This is a genomic window from Pseudomonas sp. ArH3a, assembly GCF_022648765.1.
In the GTDB taxonomy this organism is placed as follows: Bacteria; Pseudomonadota; Gammaproteobacteria; order Pseudomonadales; family Pseudomonadaceae; genus Aquipseudomonas.
Genome location: NZ_CP080330.1, coordinates 3,581,584 through 3,601,805, shown reverse-complemented (window position 1 = coordinate 3,601,805; position 20,222 = coordinate 3,581,584). Strand labels below are relative to the sequence as shown.

The following is a 20,222-nucleotide window of genomic DNA, read 5'->3' as shown; positions in this document are numbered from 1 at the left end:
TCTCAGGCTTCCTTGACCTGCGGCACCCAGTTTTGCTGAGGGATCGGCAGTTCGCAGGAGTCACCTCGCCCTATTGGGAAGTATTTGAAGCCTTTGCGTGCCAGGCGCTCGCCGTCGTACAGGTTACGGCCGTCGAAGATCACCGGGTTTTTCAGGCGAGTGTGGATCAGGTCGAAATCCGGTGCCTTGAACTGCTGCCATTCGGTACAGACGATCAGCGCATCAGCGCCGCTCAACGCCGATTCCGGCGTGCCCAGCAGGGTCAGGCGCGACTCGTCGCCGTAGATGCGCTGGGTTTCCTGCATGGCTTCAGGGTCAAACGCGCGCACATGGGCGCCCGCTGCCCACAGGGCTTCCATCAGCACACGGCTTGGCGCATCGCGCATATCATCGGTGTTGGGCTTGAACGCCAGGCCCCACAAGGCGAAGGTTTTACCCTGCAAGTTGCCCTTGAAGTAGGCGTTGACGCGTTCGAACAGCTTGCTCTTCTGGCGCTGGTTGATGGCCTCAACGGCTTCGAGCAGGTCGCTGGAGCAGTTGGCTTGCTTGGCGCTGTGGATCAGGGCGCGCATGTCTTTGGGGAAGCACGAGCCGCCATAGCCGCAACCGGGGTAGATAAAGTGGTAGCCGATGCGCGAGTCGGCGCCGATGCCCAGGCGCACGGCTTCGATGTCGGCGCCCAGATGCTCGGCCAGTTCGGCGATCTGGTTGATAAAGCTGATCTTGGTGGCCAGCATGCAGTTGGCGGCGTACTTAGTCAGTTCGGCGCTGCGCAGGTCCATGAAGATGATGCGGTCGTGGTTGCGGTTGAACGGCGCGTACAGATCGCGCATCACTTCACGCACTTCTTCACGCTCGCAGCCGATGATGATGCGGTCCGGGCGACGGCAGTCGGCCACGGCCGAGCCTTCCTTGAGGAATTCCGGGTTGGAGACGATATCGAACTCCAAGTGGCGGCCGGCCACGCGCAGGCTCTTTTCAATGTGCGCGCGCAAGGTGTCACCGGTGCCGACGGGAACGGTGGATTTCTCGACCAGGATCACCGGCTCCACGCGGTGGCGGGACACGGCGTCGCCCACCGACAGCACGTATTTGAGGTCGGCCGAACCGTCTTCGTCCGACGGTGTGCCCACGGCGATGAACAGCACTTCACCGTGTTCAACCGCGAGTTTTTCATCAAAGGTAAAGTGCAGGCGTCCGCTTTCCAGGTTTTCCTTGACCATGGCTGCCAGACCCGGCTCGAAGATGGTCACGTGGCCTTTCTGCAGCGACTCGACCTTGCTCTTGTCCACGTCCATGCAGATCACATCGTGACCGACTTCGGCCAATACGGTGGCCTGCACCAGACCAACGTAACCGCTACCAAATACACTGATTTTCATGGGGCATTCCTGGGGCTTGCAACGCTAGCACGACGAGAGTTAATGACCAGAACACCGAGGATGACCAGCGCCACCCCCAGGGTTTTCGAAAGCGAGAAATCTTCGTTGAACACCGGCAGGCTGGCAGCCAGCAGGTAGACCAACGCGTAGCTGATGCTGAGCAGCGAATAGGCGCGGCCCAGCGGCAGGTGCTTGAGTGCGCCAAGCCAGCAAAGCATCGACAGCGCATAGGCGATGATCGCCAGGATCACCACGCCCAAGGCGCCGAGGTCGATGGCATTGCTGTTGAACGCGTTCAGCCATTCGGCAGGCAGCGGCAGGCGCGTCATGCTCCAGCGCATGCCCAGTTGGGCGGCGCTGACCAGGCCGACGCTGCCCAACGCCAGGGCAAAGCCTTGAACCCGGCTCATACGTGACGCCCTAGCAACACCACACCGCCGATGACCAGTGCCACACCCAGCCAGTGACGGCCATCGATGTGTTCATGAAAGACAAACCGCGCCATCAGCGTGACCAGTACAAAATTAAGGCTGAGCATGGGGTAGGCGATGCCCACTTCCAGGCGCTGCAACACCAAAAGCCATACCAGCAAACCCAGGCCCAGGCACACCAGCGCCGACCACAGCCAAGGCGAACGCAGCTTTGGCGCCCAACCGTCCGGCTGGTCGCGCCAGCTTTCCACGGCAAACTTCTGCGAAACCTGGCCCATGCACGTAAGCAGGCACGCGCTTAATAAAAGAACCAGCGTGATCATGGCGCGGCCTGTGGGAATATCAGGATGACCAGATTGCCTTGCTCGTAACGCTTGCCGTCTTGGGGCAGCAGGTTCACTTCAGCGACTTCATCGTCGCCCTTGACCCGCATGACCACACCGACCGACCCTTGCTTACGCGCATCACTCATCCATTGCTGGACCTGAGTGGTGCCGATCTTGCGGTGGGCAGTGTCTGCGTAGGCAATGCCGTACTTCACTTCACCGACGGTGTTGTAGAGCGCGACATCCGGACGCCCCAGGCGCCAGGACAAGGCCGACGCCGCGCCCAAGTCATTGCTGAGCAAGGCGGTGGTCGATTGCAATTCCTGCTGGTGGTCGATGATGAACTGATCCGGGATCTTGTTGTAAACCACCGAGTGGGGCAGTGCGGCCGGTACGAGCAGTACCAGCAAACCACTGCCGATCAGCGGCGCGGCCCACAGTTTCAAAGGGCGAGCGGCTTGCAGCAGGTTGACCAGGATCCAGCCGAACAAGCAGGCAAACACCAGCACCAAGCTGAGGGTTTCCTCACCGTGTTCGTACACCGGCTTCTTCAATTGGAACCAACTGAGCGCCAACACGGCCAGCACACCGACACTCAAGTTCAGCCAACCGTTGATGCGCAAGGCGCGGCCATGGCCCTGGGCGAGCTTGTTGCTTAGGGTTGAACCCATCAGCAAAGCCAGCGGCAGCAGGCACGGCATGATGTAGGACGGCAACTTGCCTTTGGCCAGGCTGAAGAACGCCAGGGGCATCAACAGCCACAGCAGCAGGAACGCGGTTTTGGGCAGGCGTTTGTCCAGCCATGCCTGTTTGACCGTGGACGGCAGCAAGGCAACCCAGGGCAACGAGAACGCGACCATCAGCGGCAGGTAGTACCAGAACGGTTCGGCGTGCTGGGCATCGTCACCGGCAAAGCGTTGGATATGCTCGTGCCAGAAGAAGAAGTTCCAGTAGTCCGGCTCTTGCAGGTGCACGGCCAGCGCCCAGGGCAAGCTGACAACAATGGCGACGACTACCGCCACCACGCCGTAACCGAGCAGTTCACCAAAGCGTTTCTGCCAGATGGCGTAGGGCAGGGCGATCAGCACCGGCAGCAGCCAGGCGAGAAAACCCTTGGTCATAAAGCCCATGCCGCAGGCAAAGCCGAGCAAGGCCCAAGACCATAAACGGCCACGGCGCGTGGTGCTGTCGAAGCAGAACCACAGCGCAACGCCGGTCAGGTTGACCCAGAAGGTGAATTGCGGGTCCAGGTTGGCGTAGCCGCCGAGCAACGCCACGCTGACAAAGCTCATGTACAGCACGGTGCTGACCAGGCTTTTTTGCGGGTCGTTCCACAGCCTGCGCGACACCAGGTACACCAGCAGGATGCTCAGCCCGGTGCTCAAGGCTGAGGCAAACCGCACGCCGAACAGGTTTTGCCCGAAGATCGCCTGGCCCAGCGCGATCATCCAGTAGCCGGCAGCCGGTTTTTCGAAGTAGCGAATGCCCATGAAGTGCGGCGAGGCCCACTTGCCGGTCAGCAGCATTTCCTGACTGATCTGCGCGTAACGGGTTTCATCCGGGATCCACAGGCCGTGGGTGGCCAGCGGTAACAGGTAAAACGCGCCAAACGCCAGCAGGAGCAGGGGCAATGCCCAGCGCCGGATCATGCCTGTTGCACTCCGAGCCAACCCTCGCGGCCACTGAGTGCACCGCGCACCAGCTGTTGCTGGGGCAGGGTGCTCACATCCGCAGGCAACAGGTCGCCCAGGGGGTTGAAGTCGATGCCGCGCTGCCCGGCCTGGGCGAGCAGCTGGCGAAAATCATCAGCCATCAGAATCCCTTCTACTTCTGCGTGGATCGTGTAGACGTTCAGCTTCGATTCGGTAAAGCGGTCAAGAATGAAGCTGTTGAAGTCTTTGGCAGCCACTACCGGCCCGACGACTTCGTCGAAGGTCGGCAGGTCTACCGGAATTTGTGGGGTGCCCGCGCTGCCATCGGCCAGAGTTGGACGAAACAGGCTGGTGCCCCGGCAATCGCTGTTGTAGCGAAAGTTGAAACCTTGCTTGGCTTGCACCACGCGCTCATCGGCACGCCAACCGGCAGCCGCTGAACAGTCGATGCGTTCACCGAGGATGTCGCTCAAGGTGTCGACGCCACGGCGGATCTGCTCGACCAGCTGTGCATCGCTCCAGCGCCCGGTGTTAGCCTGCCAGCCGTGGTGGTCCCACGCGTGCAGGCCGACTTCATGCCCAGCAGCCTTGGCCTGGCGCATCAAATGCCCCAGGTCACGGCCAATCGGCTTGCCCGGCCAGGCGGTGCCGGCCAGCAAGATATCCCAGCCGTACAGCCCGGCGGCATTGGAACGCAGCATCTTCCACAGGAATTGCGGACGGATCAGGCGCCACAAGTGGCGCCCCATGTTGTCCGGCCCGACGCTGAAGAAGAACGTCGCTTTTACCGAGGCTTCATCCAGGGATTCGAGCAACCGCGGCACACCTTCACGGGTGCCACGGTAGGTGTCGACGTCGATGCGCAAGCCTGCCTTCATTATTTCTTGTCCGCGATTTCAAGCATGGCTTCGCGCAGGAAGAAATCCAGGGTGTTGCCGATGGTTTCGCTCATCTCAACGGTAGGCTCCCAGTTCAGCAGGCGCTTGGCGTTTTCGATGCTTGGCTTGCGGTGTGCCACGTCCTGGTAACCGGTGCCGTAGAACGCCTTGCTTTCGACGTCGCGGAAACCAGCGAACGGCGGGAAGTTGCTGCGCAACGGGTGAGCTTCGAACTGACGCAGCAGCTCTTCGCCCAACTGACGGATGCTGGCTTCGTTTTCCGGGTTGCCGATGTTGATGATCTGGCCGTTGCACACATCGTTGTCGTTATCGATGATGCGCGCCAGGGCTTCGATGCCGTCGGCGATGTCGGTGAAGCAGCGCTTCTGCTCGCCACCGTCGAACAGGCGGATCGGCGTGCCTTCCACCAGGTTCAGGATCAGCTGGGTGATCGCACGGGAGCTGCCGATACGGGCCGAGTCCAGGCGGTCAAGGCGTGGGCCCATCCAGTTGAATGGACGGAACAGGGTGAAGTTCAGGCCTTTGTCGCCGTAAGCCCAGATCACGCGGTCCAGCAGTTGCTTGGAGACCGAGTAGATCCAGCGCTGCTTGTTGACCGGGCCCACCACCAGGTTGGAGGTGTCTTCGTCGAAATACTGGTCCTGGCACATGCCATAGACTTCGGAAGTCGACGGGAAGATCACGCGCTTGTTGTACTTGACGCAGTAGCGAACCAGTTTCAGGTTCTCTTCGAAGTCGAGCTCGAACACGCGCAGCGGGTTACGGGTGTATTCGATTGGCGTGGCGATGGCCACCAGCGGCAGGACCACGTCGCACTTCTTGATGTGGTACTCGATCCACTCGGAGTGAATGCTGATATCGCCTTCCACGTAGTGGAAGTTAGGGTGGTTGCGCAGGCGCTCGATGGCGTCGGAGCCAATATCCAGGCCGTAGATTTCGTAACGGTCGTCACGCAGCAGGCGCTCGGACAGGTGGTTACCGATAAAGCCGTTCACACCCAGGATCAGCACGCGGGTACGACGTGGCTTGCGGCCGGACTCGGCGCCGCGCAGCACGGAGCCGTCGACCAGGCCGAGCTCGTCAGCCAGGGAAGGGCCAGCCAGGTACAGGCCGTTGGCGTTGCGTTGGCCGAACTTGACCACCAGCGAGTCTTGACCGCAGGCAATGCGCAGTGGGTTGACGCTGATCACGCGACCTGGCGCCAGGCCTTCGTTGCCCTTGACCACTTCAGCTTGCCAAACGATCAGTTTGTGCTCGCCGACCGCGCAAAAAGCGCCCGGGTACGGCTGGGTCACGGCGCGAACCAGGTTGAACAGTTCTTCAGCCGGTTTTTTCCAGTCCAGCTTGCCATCGGCGGCGGTGCGGCGGCCGAAGTAGGTGGCTTGGCTTTCGTCCTGGGCGGTTTCAGCCAGCTTGCCTTGGGCCAGTTGCGGCAGCGCGTCGCGCAGCAGGTTGGCGGCGGCGTCACGCAGTTTGGCGTGCAGGGTCAGGCCGGTGTCAGTGCGGTCAATGATGACTTTCTGTTGGGCCAGGATCGCGCCAGCGTCAGCACGCTTGACCATACGGTGCAGGGTCACGCCGGTTTCGGTTTCGCCGTTGACCAGCACCCAGTTGGCCGGCGCGCGGCCACGGTATTTAGGCAGCAACGAACCGTGCAGGTTGAACGCGCCTTTGCTGGCGGTGGCCAGCAAAGGCTCGCTCAGCAGGTTGCGGTAGTAGAAGGAGAAGATGTAGTCCGGGTTCAGCTTGGCAATACGCTCGATCCACAGTGGGTGGTTGGCGTCTTCCGGCGCATGCACCGGGATGCCGTTGCGGGCGCAGAGTTGGGCGACGGAGCCGTAGAAATTGTTTTCCTTGGGGTCGTCGGCATGGGTGAACACGGCAGCAATGTCGTAGCCGGCGGTGAGCAAGGCTTCAATGCCTGCACAGCCAATATCGTGGTAAGCGAAGACAACAGCTTTTGAATTCATGACGAAACCTGATCGGAAGGAGAAGTAGAGGTATGGGAGGACACCAGGCCATCAACGACGACGACTGGAGCCGGTGCTGCCGGTTGGTTGCGCAGCACTTTTTCAATAAAGAACCGTGGACGGGCACGAACGTCACTGTACATGCGGCCCAGGTATTCACCCAAGAGGCCCATGCCGATGAATTGGCCGCCGGTAAACACGAACAATACGGCGAACAGCACAAAAGTACCGTCGCCCGCCCAAGTGGCACCGAAGGCCAGTCGCATGACGATCAAGGCAAAAGCGAACAGCACGCCCAACGCCGCCATGCTGAAGCCGACAATGCTCAGCAGGCGCAATGGCGTGGTGGTCATGCAGGTCAGCAGGTCGAACATCAGGCTGATCAGGCGCATCGGGCTGTATTTGGACTCGCCATGTTCACGCTCGGCGTGGTGCACCAGGATCTCGGTGGTGTGGCGGGCAAAGCCGTTGGCCAGGATCGGGATAAAGGTGCTGCGCTCGCGGCAGGCGAGCATGGCGTCGACGATGGTGCGCCGGTAAGCGCGCAGCATGCAACCGTAGTCGGTCATGGCCACGCCGGTGGAACGCTGCACGGCCAAGTTGATCAGGCGCGAAGGCCAGCGGCGGAAAGCCGAGTCCTGGCGGTTGTTGCGTACGGTGGCAACCACGTCGTAGCCCAAGGCGGCTTGTTCGACCAGGCGCGGGATTTCTTCCGGCGGGTTCTGCAGGTCGGCGTCGAGGGTAATCACCACCTCGCCCCGGCACTGCTCAAAGCCGGCCATGATCGCCGCATGCTGGCCGTAGTTACGGTTGAGGATCACCGCCACTACGTTGCTGCCGTCTTGCGCGGCGGCGTCTTCCAGTAATTGGGCGGAATTGTCGCGACTACCATCATCCACCAGGATGATTTCGTATTCGTAGGCCAGTTGCTTGCAGGCTGCCGTCGTGCGACGCAGCAATTCAGGCAGGCTCTCTTGTTCGTTGTAGACCGGGATAACGATCGACACGCAATGAATAGGGTAGGGTTTCAAAGATTCATGACCTCGGGGCAAGAGCAGGTTGGAGCGTTGAAAACAGCAGTCATCAGCGGCTGGAGATTCAGAAAACTGATTAAACGTAGCGTGGGTATGCAGTGTTCATTCGACATTCCTGGGAAGGGCAATGTTTTCTTCCATGGGCTAGCAGAGTAAAGACCAAATTTGTGAAAGATAAAGCCGAATCAACACGTTAGTCATAGAACGCGCGGCTTGTTCTCAAGTCCTGCGGCCAAGATTAAGCGCAAAATTGTTGAACGAATATGAAAGGCGGATGAAAAACTCGTTTATTTGACAGGTAGACAGCTAGGGTTCAGCTAAACCGCAAAGCCGCCTTGGCCGCCATTGACGGGTAAGTTTCGATGGTTTTTTCGGCGGTGCCGTCGGTCCTTGGTCTTATTCAACAATCTTCTCTGCATTGGCCCTCAAGTGCCGGTAAAGTAAGCCATCTCTTGCCAGGGTACTCGGATGAATAGCGTGCAGCTTTTACGCGGCCAGTTGCGGCCGGCGTTGATGGGATTGTGGATGGCTGTGGCCTGTGTCACGACCGTTCGCGCGGATGATGGGGTGGCGCTCACCACGGTCGAGCAGGTGCCGGAAGGCGTTGAAGTGCGCGGTAAACAAGTCGCGGCCTACAGCTGGGACGACCACCAAGGCAAGAATCTGCTGGTACTCGCCGAACAGGTCAGCGAGCGTGACGATGACGGCACCCAGTCGTCATTTGTCTACGCGGCCCAGTATTTGCTGGGCGGCGATCATCCCAAGCGGGTGTGGATGCTCTATGACGATGTGCAGCATTGCCAATTCGATGCGGCACTGCGCTTTGACATGGCGGCGACCAAGGTTACCGACCTTGCCGGCGATGGCATCACCCAGGCCACCGTGGGCTATTCGCGCACCTGCACCAGCGATGTCAGCCCCAACGAATTCAAGTTGATCATGCACGTGGGCAAGTCCCAGAAGTACCGCCTGCGCGGTGTCGATCGCATCGGCGCGAGCTGGTGGGATGAGGAGGCCGGTGCGTTGCGTGGCATGCCGCTGCCAAAGGATTGCAGCGTTGCGGCGCAACAGGCGCTGGTCAGCCAGTACAAGGAGCAGGGCACTGAGTTGCCGTTGCCAGGCTGCTATGGCGATGAAAAGGACTTTGCCAAGGCGCCGGACAGCTACCTGGCGTTTATGCGCCAGCATTGGTTTGCGCTGATGCACAAGCAAGACACCGAGTGGAGCCAGTCCCAGACCCAGCCGCAGCCCGAGGACCCGACCGAGGATGACGAGTCGGCTCCGTGATTTTGTGTGAGGGCCGCTACTGCGTTAGACTTGGCCCTCGCCAATTCACTAAATACTTCGATTAAACAACAGCTTGCTTGAGGTATTTAATCCAAAGACTGATCTACTTTGACTGAGTCTATCCGTAACCCGCTGACCCTCTACCTCACCCGCCTGGCGCCCTCCAGCCAGCTGACCATGCGCTACGTGCTGCAAGACGCTGCCGACCGCCTGGGCTTCGAAGACATCAACCTCGAAGAGATCGACTGGCATTTGCTCCAGCCCGAACACGTGATTGCCTTGGTCGCCGCCTTGCGCGAGGACGGTTATGCGCCGAACACTTCATCGCTGTATGTGAATGCGGTGCGTGGGGTGATGAACGAAGCCTGGCGCATGAGCCTGATCAGCCAGGACCACTTGCTCAAGATGCGCTCGGTCAAGGCCGCGCCCGGTACACGCCTGGGGCAGGGCCGTAACCTGCGCCGCACGCTGATCCGCGAAATGATGGAAGTCTGCGCCGCCGACCCGCGCCCGCAGGGCCTGCGTGATGCGGCGGTCATCGGCATTCTGTATGGGTCGGGTATGCGCAAGTCGGAGTCGGTAAACCTTGACCTGGCGCAGGTCGACTTCCAAGAGCGCAGTTTGCGCGTGACCGGCAAGGGCAATAAGGAGCTGATCAAGTATGCGCCGGCTTGGGCCTTTGAAAAGCTCACGGCGTGGCTGGAGTTTCGTCGCGAACAGCTCAAGGACGGCGAGCAGGACGATACGTTCCTGTTCAACCGCATTCGCCGTGGCAGCCATATCACCCGTGAACGCATCACCAAGCACGCGATTTACTACATCGCCCGCCAGCGCGGCGAACAGGTAGGCGTGAAGATCATGCCGCATGACTTTCGGCGGTCCTTCATCACTCGGGTGATTGAAGAACATGACCTGTCGATTGCGCAGAAACTGGCGCACCACACCAATATCCAGACCACTGCCAGTTATGACGTGCGCGACGACAATGAGCGCCGGCGGGCGGTGGATCGGTTTGATTTGTAGTGTCGGGTAGCACTTGCGCCGAGCCTTTGATGGGTTTAGGCGGATTGAGTGCATATCCATTGCTGCGGTAACGGCCACCTAGGGTTTCGCTCTTACAGCGAGTCACTTTTTTACAAACGCCTAATAAAGTAACCAAAAAACGCTTTGCCCCACCACTCGGTGCCTCGCTTAGGCTCGGCATGCCCGCACGCAGGCTTGAATCCGTGGGCCGCCGCGATGGGCCATCCTTGGCCCAGCGCGGCTAACCCGGCGTCCTGCCGGGATACCCACGGATTCAAGCCTGCGTTCGGCCATCGTGGTTAACGGGGCCTGTCAGATCAAGATCAAAAGCAGAGCACGGCGGCCTAGTAGCCGACCTGAGTGGTAGAGGCAAAAGCAGGGCAACAACAGAGCAGAAGAAGAGCTGCTTTTCTGTGGGAGCTGGCTTGTCGGATAGCCGCACCGCTGCGATGCAGACACCTCGGTTTGTCAGGCATAACTGCCATCACCGGCACGCCAGCACCCACATTCGACTGTGTGTGAGGCTTATAGGATCGGTTTGCCGCCAGTCACCCCATAGCGCGAACCCGAAATGTAGCTGGCTTCATCCGAGGCCAGCAGCACATAGATCGGCGCCACTTCCACCGGTTGGCCGGGACGCCCCAGCGGGGTTTCGCTGCCGAAACTCTTGACGTCTTCGTCGGTCATGGTCGCTACGATCAGCGGCGTCCAGATTGGGCCCGGCGCGACGCTGTTGACGCGGATGCCCTTGCTGCCAAGCAACTGCGCCAGGCCACCGGTGAAGTTGGCGATAGCGCCTTTGGTGGCGGCATACGCCAGCAGCGTCGGTTTGGGCATGTCCGAATTGACCGAACTGGTATTGATGATCGAGCTGCCGGCTTTCATATGGGGCAGGGCGGCTTTGCAGAGGCGAAACATCGCCGTAATGTTGATATCGAAGGTTTTCACCCATTCTTCATCTTCGATCTCTTCGAGGGTTTCGTGGGTCATCTGGAACGCGGCGTTGTTGACCAGCACGTCAATGCGGCCGAACTGTTCGACGGTCTTGTCCACCAGCGCCTGGCAGGTGGTTTTTTGCGCAATATCGCCCGGCAGCAGCAGGCATTGGCGGCCGGCTTCTTCGACCCAGCGCGCGGTTTCCTTGGCGTCGTCGTGCTCGTCCAGGTAGGCGATGGCCACGTCGGCACCTTCACGGGCAAACGCAATGGCGACCGCGCGGCCAATGCCGCTGTCGGCGCCGGTGATCAGGGCGATCTTGTTGGCCAACCGACCGGAACCTTTGTAGCTCTTTTCGCCGCAGTCGGGGTAGGGGTCCATTCTCTTCTGCGAACCGGGCACCGACTGGGCTTGAGGGGCGAAAGGTGGGCGAGGGTAGTCAGTCATCTGAGTCTCCATAACGGTTCAAGGGTGCTATGGAGTTAGTAGTTTTGCCGGCGGCGATAGTTGTAGCGAATGTGCGGCACGCCCGACGAATGGTGTCAGTGGCCCGCAGGCAGGAACTCAAGGCCTGGCAAGTCTAGCGCTGGGACTAGTCGTGTCAGGCACTCGCACAGTTCACGCAGTTTGGGGCCGTGCCGGCTCGATTTGGGCCACACCAGGTAGTAAGCGTCGCCGGAGGCCACGGCGGTGGCGTAGGGCAGCTTGATAAGGCCGTCGCGTACATCGTTGGCCACCAGGTGCAGGTCGCCAATTGAAACGCCGTGGCCGCGCATGGCGGCCGAGATCGCCTGATCGAGCGTGTCAAAGACTTTGCCGCGGTCGAGGTTGACGCGTGCATCAAGTGGCTGGGCCGCCAACCAGCGTCGCCAGTCGCGGCGGTCAGGGGTAGGGTGGACCAGTTCGGTATCGGCCAGCTCAGTACCCACCCAACCGGGCGCGCAGATCGGGATCAGCCATTCATCGAACAGTTTGTGCGCCTGCACCTCCGAGCCGAACTGACCGTTGCCAAGCAAAATTGCGCAGTCGTAAGGCTCGGCGTAGAAGTCCACGCTGTCAAAATCCATCCAGACACTCGCCAGTTGGATAGCCAGTTCAGGCGCGCTGAGCTTGAGTTCGTCCAGGGCGTGCAGCAGCCAGCGCATGGTCAGCGTCGACGGCGCCTTCAAGCGCAGATCGCCGGTGCCGGCCCGGAAGGGTGCGCACGCTTGCTCGATGATGCGAAAGCCAACCTTGAGTTCCTGCGCAAGCCGTTCGCCGGCGACGGTCAATTCCAGCCGTGGCCCGTGGCGCTCGAACAAACGGCAATCGAGGATGCCTTCCAGGGTTTTGATGTGGCGGCTAATCGCACTTTGAGTCAATGACAATTCTTGCGCCGCACGTGTAAACGAGGAGGTGCGAGCCGCTATTTCAAAGGCGCGCAGGGCATACAGCGGGGGGAGTCGTTCGGCCATGGGGGCTTGTCATTGTGATTAATACTCATAGTAGGGCACAGGCTTTTACGTTTTTCAACGCGCGTCGCCTGGCGCACGCTGCCAGCCCCTGAACCCAATAAGGCGCACTGGCTCGATGAATACCTCGTTACTTCTAATTTATGTCTTCAGCGTAGTGGCGTTGATCGTCACGCCCGGCCCGGTGGTGGCGCTGATCATCAACACCAGCCTGCAAGCCGGCAGCCGGCGCGCGCTGTGGACAGCCGCAGGCACCAACCTGGCATCGTTGATCTTGGCGCTGCTGGCGGTGCTGATTTTGTCGGGGAGTTTTTCCGTGAGCCCAAGGTTGCTCAGCGGGATCAGCTTCTTCGGCTGCCTGTTTATCCTGCACTTGGCGATCCAGGGGCTGCGTTGCCCACCTGGGCAGGGCACCAAGGCCGGACGATCGCGCAGCGCGGTCGGCACCGGTTTCCTGGTGGGCATTTCCAACCCCAAGGACATCATTTTCTTTGTCGCCTTCTTCCCCCAGTTTATCCACGTGGCTGACTCATTCAGTGCCAGCGTGGCGTGGTTGACCGGGCTGTGGGTGCTGATCGACTTTGTGGTGCTGGCAGGCTACATTGCTGTCGCGCGCCAGGCGTTCGCGCTGAAATACCGCGTCGGTATCAATCGCGTGGCGTGCCTGGTGCTGCTGGCCGTGGCCCTGATTGGCCTTGTGCATTCAGGGCCGGCGTTGCTGGGTTGATGCTGCGTATCAGGTGCGCGGCGCAGGTTGCAGATGCGCCGGCAAACGGCGCAGTGTCCAGAAGGCGGTCAGCATCGCGGCGACTGCACACAGCGCAATGCCAACCAGCATTGGTGCGGGCGTATGGTCGGCGTACAGCCCAACCAATGTCATCGACACGGCGGCAGTAATCATCTGGATCGCACCCAGCAGTGCCGAGGCAGCACCGGCCACGGCGCCGTGGTCTTCCAGGGACAACACGCCGGCCGCCGGCAACAGCAGGCCGAGGAAACCGAAGCCGATAAACAGCATCGTCATCATCACCGCCAAGTGGTTGCCCCACAGCGTGGTGGCTGCCAGCAAGACCATGACGGCCGCGACAGCCATCACCGACCAACGAATCACCGGCGCCAGGCCAAAGCGCGCGCTCAGGCGTGCGGTCATTTGGCTCATAGCGAAAAACGAGGCGGCATTCAGCGCAAAGCACAGGCTGAATTGTGTGGGTGTCAGGCCGAAGTATTCGATGTACACGAACGGCGCGCTGCCGATAAACACGAAGAAGGTGGCCAGGCCGAAGCCGCTGACCACCGCTAAACCGATAAATACCGGGTCGCGCAACAGCGCGCCGTAACTGCCGATGGCGTTGCCCAGGGTCTTGCCCAAGCGGCGCTCGGCCGGGTGGGTTTCCGGCAATTGCACAATGGTCATCACCAGGCACAGCACGGACACGACCGCCAGTGCCGCGAACACTTCGCGCCAGCTCCAGAGTGAAATCACCACGCTGCCGGCCAAGGGCGCCAGGATCGGCGACACACTCATCACCAGCATCAGCAGGGCCATCAGGCGCGCGGCCTCATGGCCGGTGTACAGGTCGCGAACGATCGCCCGCGGAATGACCATGCCGGCACAGGCGCCGAACGCTTGCAGGGCCCGAAACCCAATCAGCACTTCAATAGTGGGGGCCAGTGCACAGCCGACGCTGGCCACGGCGAATATCACCAGGCCGAGATAGATCGGCGGCTTGCGACCGTACACATCGCTGATCGGGCCGTAGAACAGCTGGCACACGCCGATGATCATGAAGAACACCGTGAGGCTCATCTGCACCGCCGCCGGCGAGGCGTGCAGGCTGGCACCCAAGGTGGGCAGGGCGGGCAGGTAGCTGTCGATGGCGAAAGGGCCGATGGCGGTGATCAACCCCAGCAATAAGGCGAGGTGGGCGATGCTTCGAGACATGGGGTGTTCCGGGTTACGGCGAAAGACCGGCCAGCTTAGAGAGCGGCCCGTGGGGTTACAAGGTGGCGTTTACACAGCCGCTACATTTTTAGCGCTTGAAAGCTGGAGGCTGAGGTTTTGCTTGGCAGCGAAAGCGTCCTACGTCGTCCGTCGATCTCTCTGCGCAGAAAAAGATTGAATATTCACACTAAATGTTATTTAAATAACAGAATAAGAGCATCACGACCTGCCTGGCCGTGACGCAACAAGGTGGAATAGCAATGAGCAAGATCGCAGTCATCGGCAGCAATATGGTGGATTTGATTACCTACATTGACCGCATGCCAGCCCAGGGCGAAACCCTGGAAGCACCGGGATTTGCCCTGGGATGCGGCGGCAAAGGCGCCAACCAGGCGGTGGCGGCAGCCAAGCTTGGGGCGGATGTATTGATGCTGAGTAAGGTCGGCGACGACATGTTTGCCGACAACACCCTGGCCAACTTCCAGCGCTTTGGCATCGACACCCGTTATGTGCAGCGGGTGCCTGGCGTCTCCAGCGGCGTAGCGCCGATTTTTGTGCGTGCCGATTCCCACAACAGCATTTTGATCGTCAAAGGCGCCAATGCGCATTTGTCGCCGGCGGACATCGATGCCGCAGCAGCCGACCTGCGTGGCTGCACGCTGATTGTGCTGCAGCTTGAGATCAACCTGGAGACGGTCTACTACGCCATCGAGTTTGCGCACCGGCATGGCATCGCCGTGCTGCTGAATCCGGCACCGGCCCTGGCGGGCTTAAGCGCTGAGCACTTGGCGAAGCTGGATTTCCTGATCCCCAACGAATCGGAACTGGCGTTGATCACCGGCCTTACCGTGGACTCGTCAGACTCGGCTCGCGCTGCCGCACGCACGCTGGTGGCCAGCGGCATCCGCCATGTGATCGTCACCCTTGGCGAGCAGGGCGCGTTATATGTGGGCGAGGAGGGCGAGTTCCAGGTGCCGGGCCAGCGCGTTGTGGCCCGTGACACCACCGGCGCCGGTGACGCCTTTATCGGTTGCTTCATTCAGCACTGGAACCGCGACGGCAGCATTCGCCAGGCCATGGAGCAGGCCGTGGCGTATTCCGCGTGCTCGGTAACGGCGCTGGGTACGCAAACCTCCTATCCCGACAGCGAAGCGTTCGCGCGCTTCCAACAACAGCGCTAAACCCATCAATTCAGCCCGGAGAACAATAATGAACAAACCTGCGCTGCAACAGACACCCGATGGTTTTTACCTGAACCGCACGCCGTGGTTCGCCTTTATCCTGCTGTGCAGCATCTTCGCGTTGTGGGCCGCGGCGGCGAGCATGAATGACGTGCTGATCGCCCATTTCAAGAAAGCGTTTTTGCTCAGCGATTTCCAGACCGCCTTTGTGCAGTCGGCGTTTTACCTGGGCTACTTTTTTGTGGCGATCCCGGCCGCCATGGTGGTGCGCCGCTTGAGCTACAAAAGCACGATTCTGATTGGCCTGTTGTTGTACATGTTCGGTTGCCTGCTGTTTTTCCCCGCAGCGTCTACGGCCAAGTACGGCATGTTTTTGCTCGCGCTGTTTGTGATTGCCGCCGGCCTGTCGTTCCTCGAAACCGCCTGCAACACCTACTCGACGCTGATGGGCCCACGGGAAACCGGGACGCGGCGCTTGAACATCTCGCAGACCTTTCACCCGTTCGGCGCCATGGCTGGGGTTTACGTGGGCAGCTTCGTGATGTTCAAGGAGACCGATGCCACCACCGAGCAACTGACACAGATGAGCGCCACGGATGCGGCGGTGCAGCAGTTGCAAATGATCCAGTCCACGCTGCTGCCTTATAAGTGGATGATCGCGGTGCTGGTGCTGATGTTTATCCTGATCGCGATCACCCGTTTCCCCGCCTGCAAGGGCAACAAGCCCGTCGACAACAAGTCCGGTAGCTTGCGTAAAAGCCTGGGGCGGTTGTGGCGCAACCCGCGTTTTACTTTCGGCGTACTCGCGCAGTTTCTGTATGTGGGCGCGCAGGTCGGCGTGTGGAGTTTCACCATTCGGTTGGCCATGCAAATGGGCGGCATGAATGAGCGCAGTGCGTCATGGTTCCTGATGACCACCTTTGCCGCGTACTTTGTCGGCAAGTTGATCGCCAACCTGCTGATGCGCCGCCTGCACCCGGCCAAGGTCTTGGCGATCTACGGTGTGCTGTGCATTGTGCTGCTGGCCTACACCATTCTGGTGCCGAACATTTCGGCGGTGTATGCAGCGGTGGGTGTGAGTATTTTTCTCGGCCCGTGCTGGCCGACCATTTACGGCCTGACCATCGATGGCTTGGGTGAAGACACCGGTGTCGGTGGTTCCTTGCTGGTGATGAGTATCGTCGGTGGCGGGGTGATTCCGATCTTCCAAGGCCTGTTGTCCGACGCCAGCGGTGGCAACATGCAGTTGGCCTACAGCGTGCCGTTGCTGTGCTTTATCGTGATTGTGATGTATGCGGTCAAATGCCTGCGCCAGTCAGACACATCACCCTCCAGCGCGGCCGCGGCGGTGGTCTCATGAACACGTGCATCCCGCTGTATCGCGCCGTGTTTGCTGAACAGGAAAAGATCCTGTTGCAGTCTGAGGATTTCAAGGTCAGTGCCTGGACCTATCCGTCCGGCGTGCTGGCCGTGAGCCTGGAGAACTGCCGTGGACGTTTGGTCGTGCTGCCGTATCAAGGGCAGATGATCTGGTCGGCCGTGTTCGACGGCTGCGACCTGACCATGACGAACCTGTTCGAGCAGCCAAGGCCCAGCCCGACGGTGATCGATACTTACGGCTGCTTCATGTTTCACAGTGGCCTGCTGCGCAACGGCTGCCCGGCGCCGGATGACACTCATGCGTTGCACGGCGAGATGCCTTGCGCGCCAATGGACACCGCCTGGCTGGAAATCGGCGAGGGCTTTGTGCGCCTGGGCGGCTCGTACCAATACGCCAAGGGCTTCGGCGATCGCTACCGGGCGTGCCCGAGCGTCACGCTGCGCGCCGATTCGGCGTTATTCGATATCGACATGGACGTGACGAACCTGGCTGGCAAACCCATGGACCTGATGTACATGGCTCACATGAACTACGCCTATGTGGCCGGTGCCCGGTTTGTCGAGCCGCTGGGCATGCAGCGCCTGCGCCTGCGCACCAGTGTGCCGGACCACGTCAAGCCGACGCCGGACTGGAGCGCCTACATGGCGCAACTCGCTGAGCATCCCGCTCAGCTGGCGTGCCTGGAGCGGCCGGCGCTGTACGATCCAGAAGTCGTGTTTTTCTTCGACGAGGTTGGCACTGACGCCACCGGCCACGCGCACTTCTTGCTCGATCACCCCGATGGTGCTGCGTTCTACACCCGTTATCGCCCCGAGCAATTCGAGCACGCCGCACGCTGGATCCTGCACTCAGCGGATCAGCAAGTGGCCGCGTTCGTGCTGCCATCAACCTGCGAACCCGAAGGCTATAACGCGGAAAAAGCCAAAGGTCACGTGCGTTCGCTGGCGGCCGGGGCCAGCGCCTCGTTCAGCGTGACCACCGGCTACTTGAACGCCCAGGAGCGGCACAAGTTGCTGGGTTAAACCAGCAGTTGCGCGCCGCTGGCCTCGATGAGGTCTTTGTAGCCGCGGGGGATTTTCTTGTCGCTGACCACGTAGTGAAAGTCTTCCAGGGCTGCGAAATGCGCGGTGCGCACAGTGTCGAACTTGCTGAAGTCGGCGAGCAGCACACGCTGCTGGGCCTGGCGCAGGACCTTTTGCTTGACCTCGACTTCATTGAAGTTGAAGCACGTCACGCCGAATTCCTGGCTGACGCCGGCGGCGGTCACAAAAGCCCACGTCAGGCGCACGCTGTCGAGGATGCTGCTTTCGGCGCTGCTTTCAAACACCTGGTTCTTGCGGTGAAAGGTGCCGCCGCACAACACGATGTGACAGTTGGGCTTGTTCTGCAGCCTGAGCAGCACGTTCAACGAGCTGCACACGGCGGTGAACTCCAGCTCATCAGGGATGAAATCAATCACAAAGGGCGAGGTGGTGCCGCAGTCGAAAAACACCGTGTCACCGGGTTGTACCAGCCGGGCGGCGAGTTTGCCGATGCGGCGTTTTTCCTCGACGTGACGCGTGTCCTGGTCGGCTACGCGGTAATCGCTGGCCTCAGTGCCGACGCGGGTGATGTAGCCGCCTAGCAGACGCACATGCTCGGTGAAGTGGTTGAGGTCGCGGCGCAGGGTCATCTCGGAAACGTCCAGCAGTGCCGCCATTTCCCGCAGGTGAATGGCGTTCTGGTCCTGCAAAGCTTGTTGGATTAGCTTGAGTCGCTCGGCTTTTTTACTGTCCACGCGTATTCCAGGGCTTGATTGTTTGTGTTAGACAAGTAACATTTAATGATATTATTGTAACGTATTAATGTGAGCGCTGTGACAAGCGCACCACAATCATTGGCAACATACAGGCAAGGGCACGTTAAATGAATACACTTCAACCCGCAGCATTGGCCAAGTACATCGATCACACCTTGCTGGCGCCCGACGCCTCCCGTGAGCAGATTCGCACCTTGTGCGAGGAAGCCATGCAGCACGGTTTTTATTCGGTGTGCCTGAACTCCGGGCAAGTGCCTTACGCCGCTTCGTGCCTGAGCGACAAGACCGTGGTGATTTGTGCGGTAGTGGGCTTCCCACTGGGCGCCGGCTTGAGCGACACCAAGGCGTTTGAAGCCGAACGGGCGATTGCCGCCGGGGCAGGGGAGATCGACATGGTGCTCAACATCGGCTGGCTGAAGGAGGGCTTGCTAGACGCGGTACGCGAAGACATCAACTGGGTCCACAAAGCCTGCGGCGCAGTGCCGTTGAAGGTCATCCTGGAAACCTGCCTGCTGAGCGACGAGCAGAAAGTCCAGGCGTGTGAAATCTGCCGGGATTTGGGCGTGGCATTCGTCAAGACCTCCACAGGGTTCAGCAAAAGTGGCGCTACCGTTGAGGACGTTGCACTGATGCGCAAAACAGTGGGCGCGGGCGTTGGGGTCAAGGCGTCCGGTGGCGTGCGTGATTATCCGACGGCGATGAAGATGATTGAGGCCGGGGCGACGCGCTTGGGCAGCAGCTCGGGGATTGCGATTGTGGGTGGAGTGATGACGGCGGCCAGTGGTTATTGATGTGCCTAATTATAACTAAACTAAATAGACATTTAGTTTAGTTATAATATACAGATATATTGCAAGGGCAGGGCTCACTCATCTTTGACCCTTATCTGGGTACATGCGCGATACTTAAAACCGGCGGGCGCCATAAAGGGACGGTCTCTATGCTGAGAAGGTTTACGTTAGGTCTTTGGGTGGCGTGTTTCGTGATCAGTACTACGGCGCTGGCGGATGAACTACCGCGTAGCGAGCAGATAAAGGCATTGCGCACTGCTGGATTTAACCAAGAGGCGTCGGAGTGCGAAATCGAGGAAACCGGTAGCTACACGCCGGCAACCATCGAGCAGGTTAAGGACCTGAACGGTGACGGCCGGCCGGATGCGTTGATTACCGAAGGCAGCAGTTCCTGTTATGGGCAGACAGGTACTGGATTTTATCTGGTCAGTCAGCAGCCTGACGGCGACTGGAAACTCATGCTCAACGAAAGCGGCTTTGCTGAGTTTCTCGCCAGCAAAGGCAGTGATGGTTGGCCTGATGTCGAGGTTGGCGGCCCGGGCTTGTGTTTTCCAGTAATGCGTTACGACGGGCAACGTTATCGCGTTCACCATAGTGTTGGTGAGCGGTGTGCTGACTAGCCGTAAAAGTCGTATGACCTAAGGGCCAGTGGCTGGTTATTTACGCAAAAGAAAACCCCAACGTTCGTGAGAGCCCTGGGGTTTTTCTTCGCGTTCATAACGCGCAATCCACGCGGTG

Annotated in this window: 19 protein-coding genes; 8 read left to right on the top strand and 11 right to left on the bottom strand. The window is 60.0% G+C overall.

The window, feature by feature from the left end:
• Positions 1-2: 2 nt before the first annotated feature.
• The 7 genes from K0P33_RS16235 to arnC are packed head-to-tail and all read right to left on the bottom strand — an operon-like array spanning position 3 to position 7,691.
• Positions 3-1,382, bottom strand: a complete 1,380-nt coding sequence (locus tag K0P33_RS16235) for a UDP-glucose/GDP-mannose dehydrogenase family protein (protein WP_094952612.1) — start codon at positions 1,380-1,382, stop codon at positions 3-5.
• Entirely contained in the window at positions 1,379-1,792 is a 414-nt protein-coding gene (gene arnF / locus K0P33_RS16230) for a 4-amino-4-deoxy-L-arabinose-phosphoundecaprenol flippase subunit ArnF (RefSeq protein WP_094952611.1), read from the bottom strand. The genes K0P33_RS16235 and arnF overlap by 4 nt, the downstream gene beginning before the upstream one ends.
• A complete protein-coding gene (gene arnE / locus K0P33_RS16225) occupies positions 1,789-2,136 on the bottom strand; it encodes a 4-amino-4-deoxy-L-arabinose-phosphoundecaprenol flippase subunit ArnE (RefSeq protein ID WP_094952610.1) in 348 nt (115 codons plus the stop codon). The genes arnF and arnE overlap by 4 nt, the downstream gene beginning before the upstream one ends.
• The gene (gene arnT / locus K0P33_RS16220; RefSeq protein WP_094952609.1) at positions 2,133-3,788 is read right to left on the bottom strand and encodes a lipid IV(A) 4-amino-4-deoxy-L-arabinosyltransferase; all 1,656 of its coding nucleotides are present in this window, start codon (positions 3,786-3,788) and stop codon (positions 2,133-2,135) included. The genes arnE and arnT overlap by 4 nt, the downstream gene beginning before the upstream one ends.
• The gene (arnD, locus tag K0P33_RS16215; RefSeq protein ID WP_242149522.1) at positions 3,785-4,669 is read right to left on the bottom strand and encodes a 4-deoxy-4-formamido-L-arabinose-phosphoundecaprenol deformylase; all 885 of its coding nucleotides are present in this window, start codon (positions 4,667-4,669) and stop codon (positions 3,785-3,787) included. Before arnD ends, arnT begins: the two co-directional genes overlap by 4 nt.
• Positions 4,669-6,660, bottom strand: a complete 1,992-nt coding sequence (gene arnA / locus K0P33_RS16210) for a bifunctional UDP-4-amino-4-deoxy-L-arabinose formyltransferase/UDP-glucuronic acid oxidase ArnA (protein ID WP_094952607.1) — start codon at positions 6,658-6,660, stop codon at positions 4,669-4,671. Before arnA ends, arnD begins: the two co-directional genes overlap by 1 nt.
• Positions 6,657-7,691, bottom strand: a complete 1,035-nt coding sequence (gene arnC / locus K0P33_RS16205; RefSeq protein WP_094952606.1) for an undecaprenyl-phosphate 4-deoxy-4-formamido-L-arabinose transferase — start codon at positions 7,689-7,691, stop codon at positions 6,657-6,659. Before arnC ends, arnA begins: the two co-directional genes overlap by 4 nt.
• Positions 7,692-8,162: 471 nt before the next feature.
• On the opposite strand from arnC, the gene K0P33_RS16200 reads away from it, so the two are divergent.
• Positions 8,163-8,981 carry a hypothetical protein gene (locus K0P33_RS16200; RefSeq protein WP_094952605.1) on the top strand — a complete coding sequence of 273 codons (819 nt, stop codon included), beginning with the start codon at positions 8,163-8,165 and terminating at the stop codon, positions 8,979-8,981.
• 108 nt (positions 8,982-9,089) lie between these two features.
• A complete protein-coding gene (locus tag K0P33_RS16195) occupies positions 9,090-10,004 on the top strand; it encodes a tyrosine-type recombinase/integrase (protein WP_242149519.1) in 915 nt (304 codons plus the stop codon).
• Positions 10,005-10,529: 525 nt separating this feature from the next.
• On the opposite strand, the gene K0P33_RS16190 is transcribed toward K0P33_RS16195, so the two are convergent.
• Both K0P33_RS16190 and K0P33_RS16185 read right to left on the bottom strand, forming a co-directional pair.
• On the bottom strand, positions 10,530-11,387 hold the full coding sequence (locus tag K0P33_RS16190) for an SDR family oxidoreductase (RefSeq protein ID WP_242149517.1): 858 nt from the start codon (positions 11,385-11,387) through the stop codon (positions 10,530-10,532).
• Between the two features lie 95 nt (positions 11,388-11,482).
• Positions 11,483-12,394, bottom strand: coding sequence for a LysR substrate-binding domain-containing protein (locus K0P33_RS16185; RefSeq protein ID WP_242149514.1), 912 nt, complete (start codon positions 12,392-12,394; stop codon positions 11,483-11,485).
• Between the two features lie 115 nt (positions 12,395-12,509).
• Here K0P33_RS16185 and K0P33_RS16180 point away from each other — a divergent pair, with 115 nt between their 5' ends.
• Entirely contained in the window at positions 12,510-13,118 is a 609-nt protein-coding gene (locus K0P33_RS16180) for a LysE family translocator (RefSeq protein ID WP_242149511.1), read from the top strand.
• Positions 13,119-13,127: 9 nt separating this feature from the next.
• Here K0P33_RS16180 and K0P33_RS16175 read toward each other — a convergent pair whose 3' ends face one another.
• Positions 13,128-14,333 (bottom strand): multidrug effflux MFS transporter, encoded by a 1,206-nt coding sequence (locus K0P33_RS16175; protein WP_094952600.1) that lies wholly within the window; start codon positions 14,331-14,333, stop codon positions 13,128-13,130.
• Between the two features lie 260 nt (positions 14,334-14,593).
• Here K0P33_RS16175 and rbsK point away from each other — a divergent pair, with 260 nt between their 5' ends.
• Genes rbsK through K0P33_RS16160 form a run of 3 tightly spaced genes read left to right on the top strand, consistent with a single transcriptional unit; the run spans position 14,594 to position 17,917 of the window.
• Positions 14,594-15,514 (top strand): ribokinase, encoded by a 921-nt coding sequence (gene rbsK / locus K0P33_RS16170; protein ID WP_242149508.1) that lies wholly within the window; start codon positions 14,594-14,596, stop codon positions 15,512-15,514.
• A 28-nt stretch (positions 15,515-15,542) separates the two neighbouring features.
• Complete coding sequence (fucP, locus tag K0P33_RS16165; protein ID WP_242149506.1) at positions 15,543-16,874, top strand: L-fucose:H+ symporter permease; 1,332 nt, start codon at positions 15,543-15,545, stop codon at positions 16,872-16,874.
• Positions 16,871-17,917 (top strand): aldose 1-epimerase family protein, encoded by a 1,047-nt coding sequence (locus K0P33_RS16160; RefSeq protein ID WP_242149503.1) that lies wholly within the window; start codon positions 16,871-16,873, stop codon positions 17,915-17,917. Before fucP ends, K0P33_RS16160 begins: the two co-directional genes overlap by 4 nt.
• Here the strand turns inward: K0P33_RS16160 and deoR are convergent.
• Entirely contained in the window at positions 17,914-18,672 is a 759-nt protein-coding gene (deoR, locus tag K0P33_RS16155; RefSeq protein WP_094952596.1) for a DNA-binding transcriptional repressor DeoR, read from the bottom strand. The two genes, K0P33_RS16160 and deoR, sit on opposite strands and share 4 nt — an antisense overlap.
• A 128-nt stretch (positions 18,673-18,800) precedes the next feature.
• On the opposite strand from deoR, the gene deoC reads away from it, so the two are divergent.
• Together deoC and K0P33_RS16145 are read left to right on the top strand one after the other, a co-directional pair.
• Positions 18,801-19,484, top strand: coding sequence for a deoxyribose-phosphate aldolase (deoC, locus tag K0P33_RS16150; RefSeq protein ID WP_242149501.1), 684 nt, complete (start codon positions 18,801-18,803; stop codon positions 19,482-19,484).
• A 191-nt stretch (positions 19,485-19,675) separates the two neighbouring features.
• Positions 19,676-20,104, top strand: a complete 429-nt coding sequence (locus K0P33_RS16145; RefSeq protein WP_242149498.1) for a hypothetical protein — start codon at positions 19,676-19,678, stop codon at positions 20,102-20,104.
• Positions 20,105-20,222 lie beyond the last annotated feature (118 nt).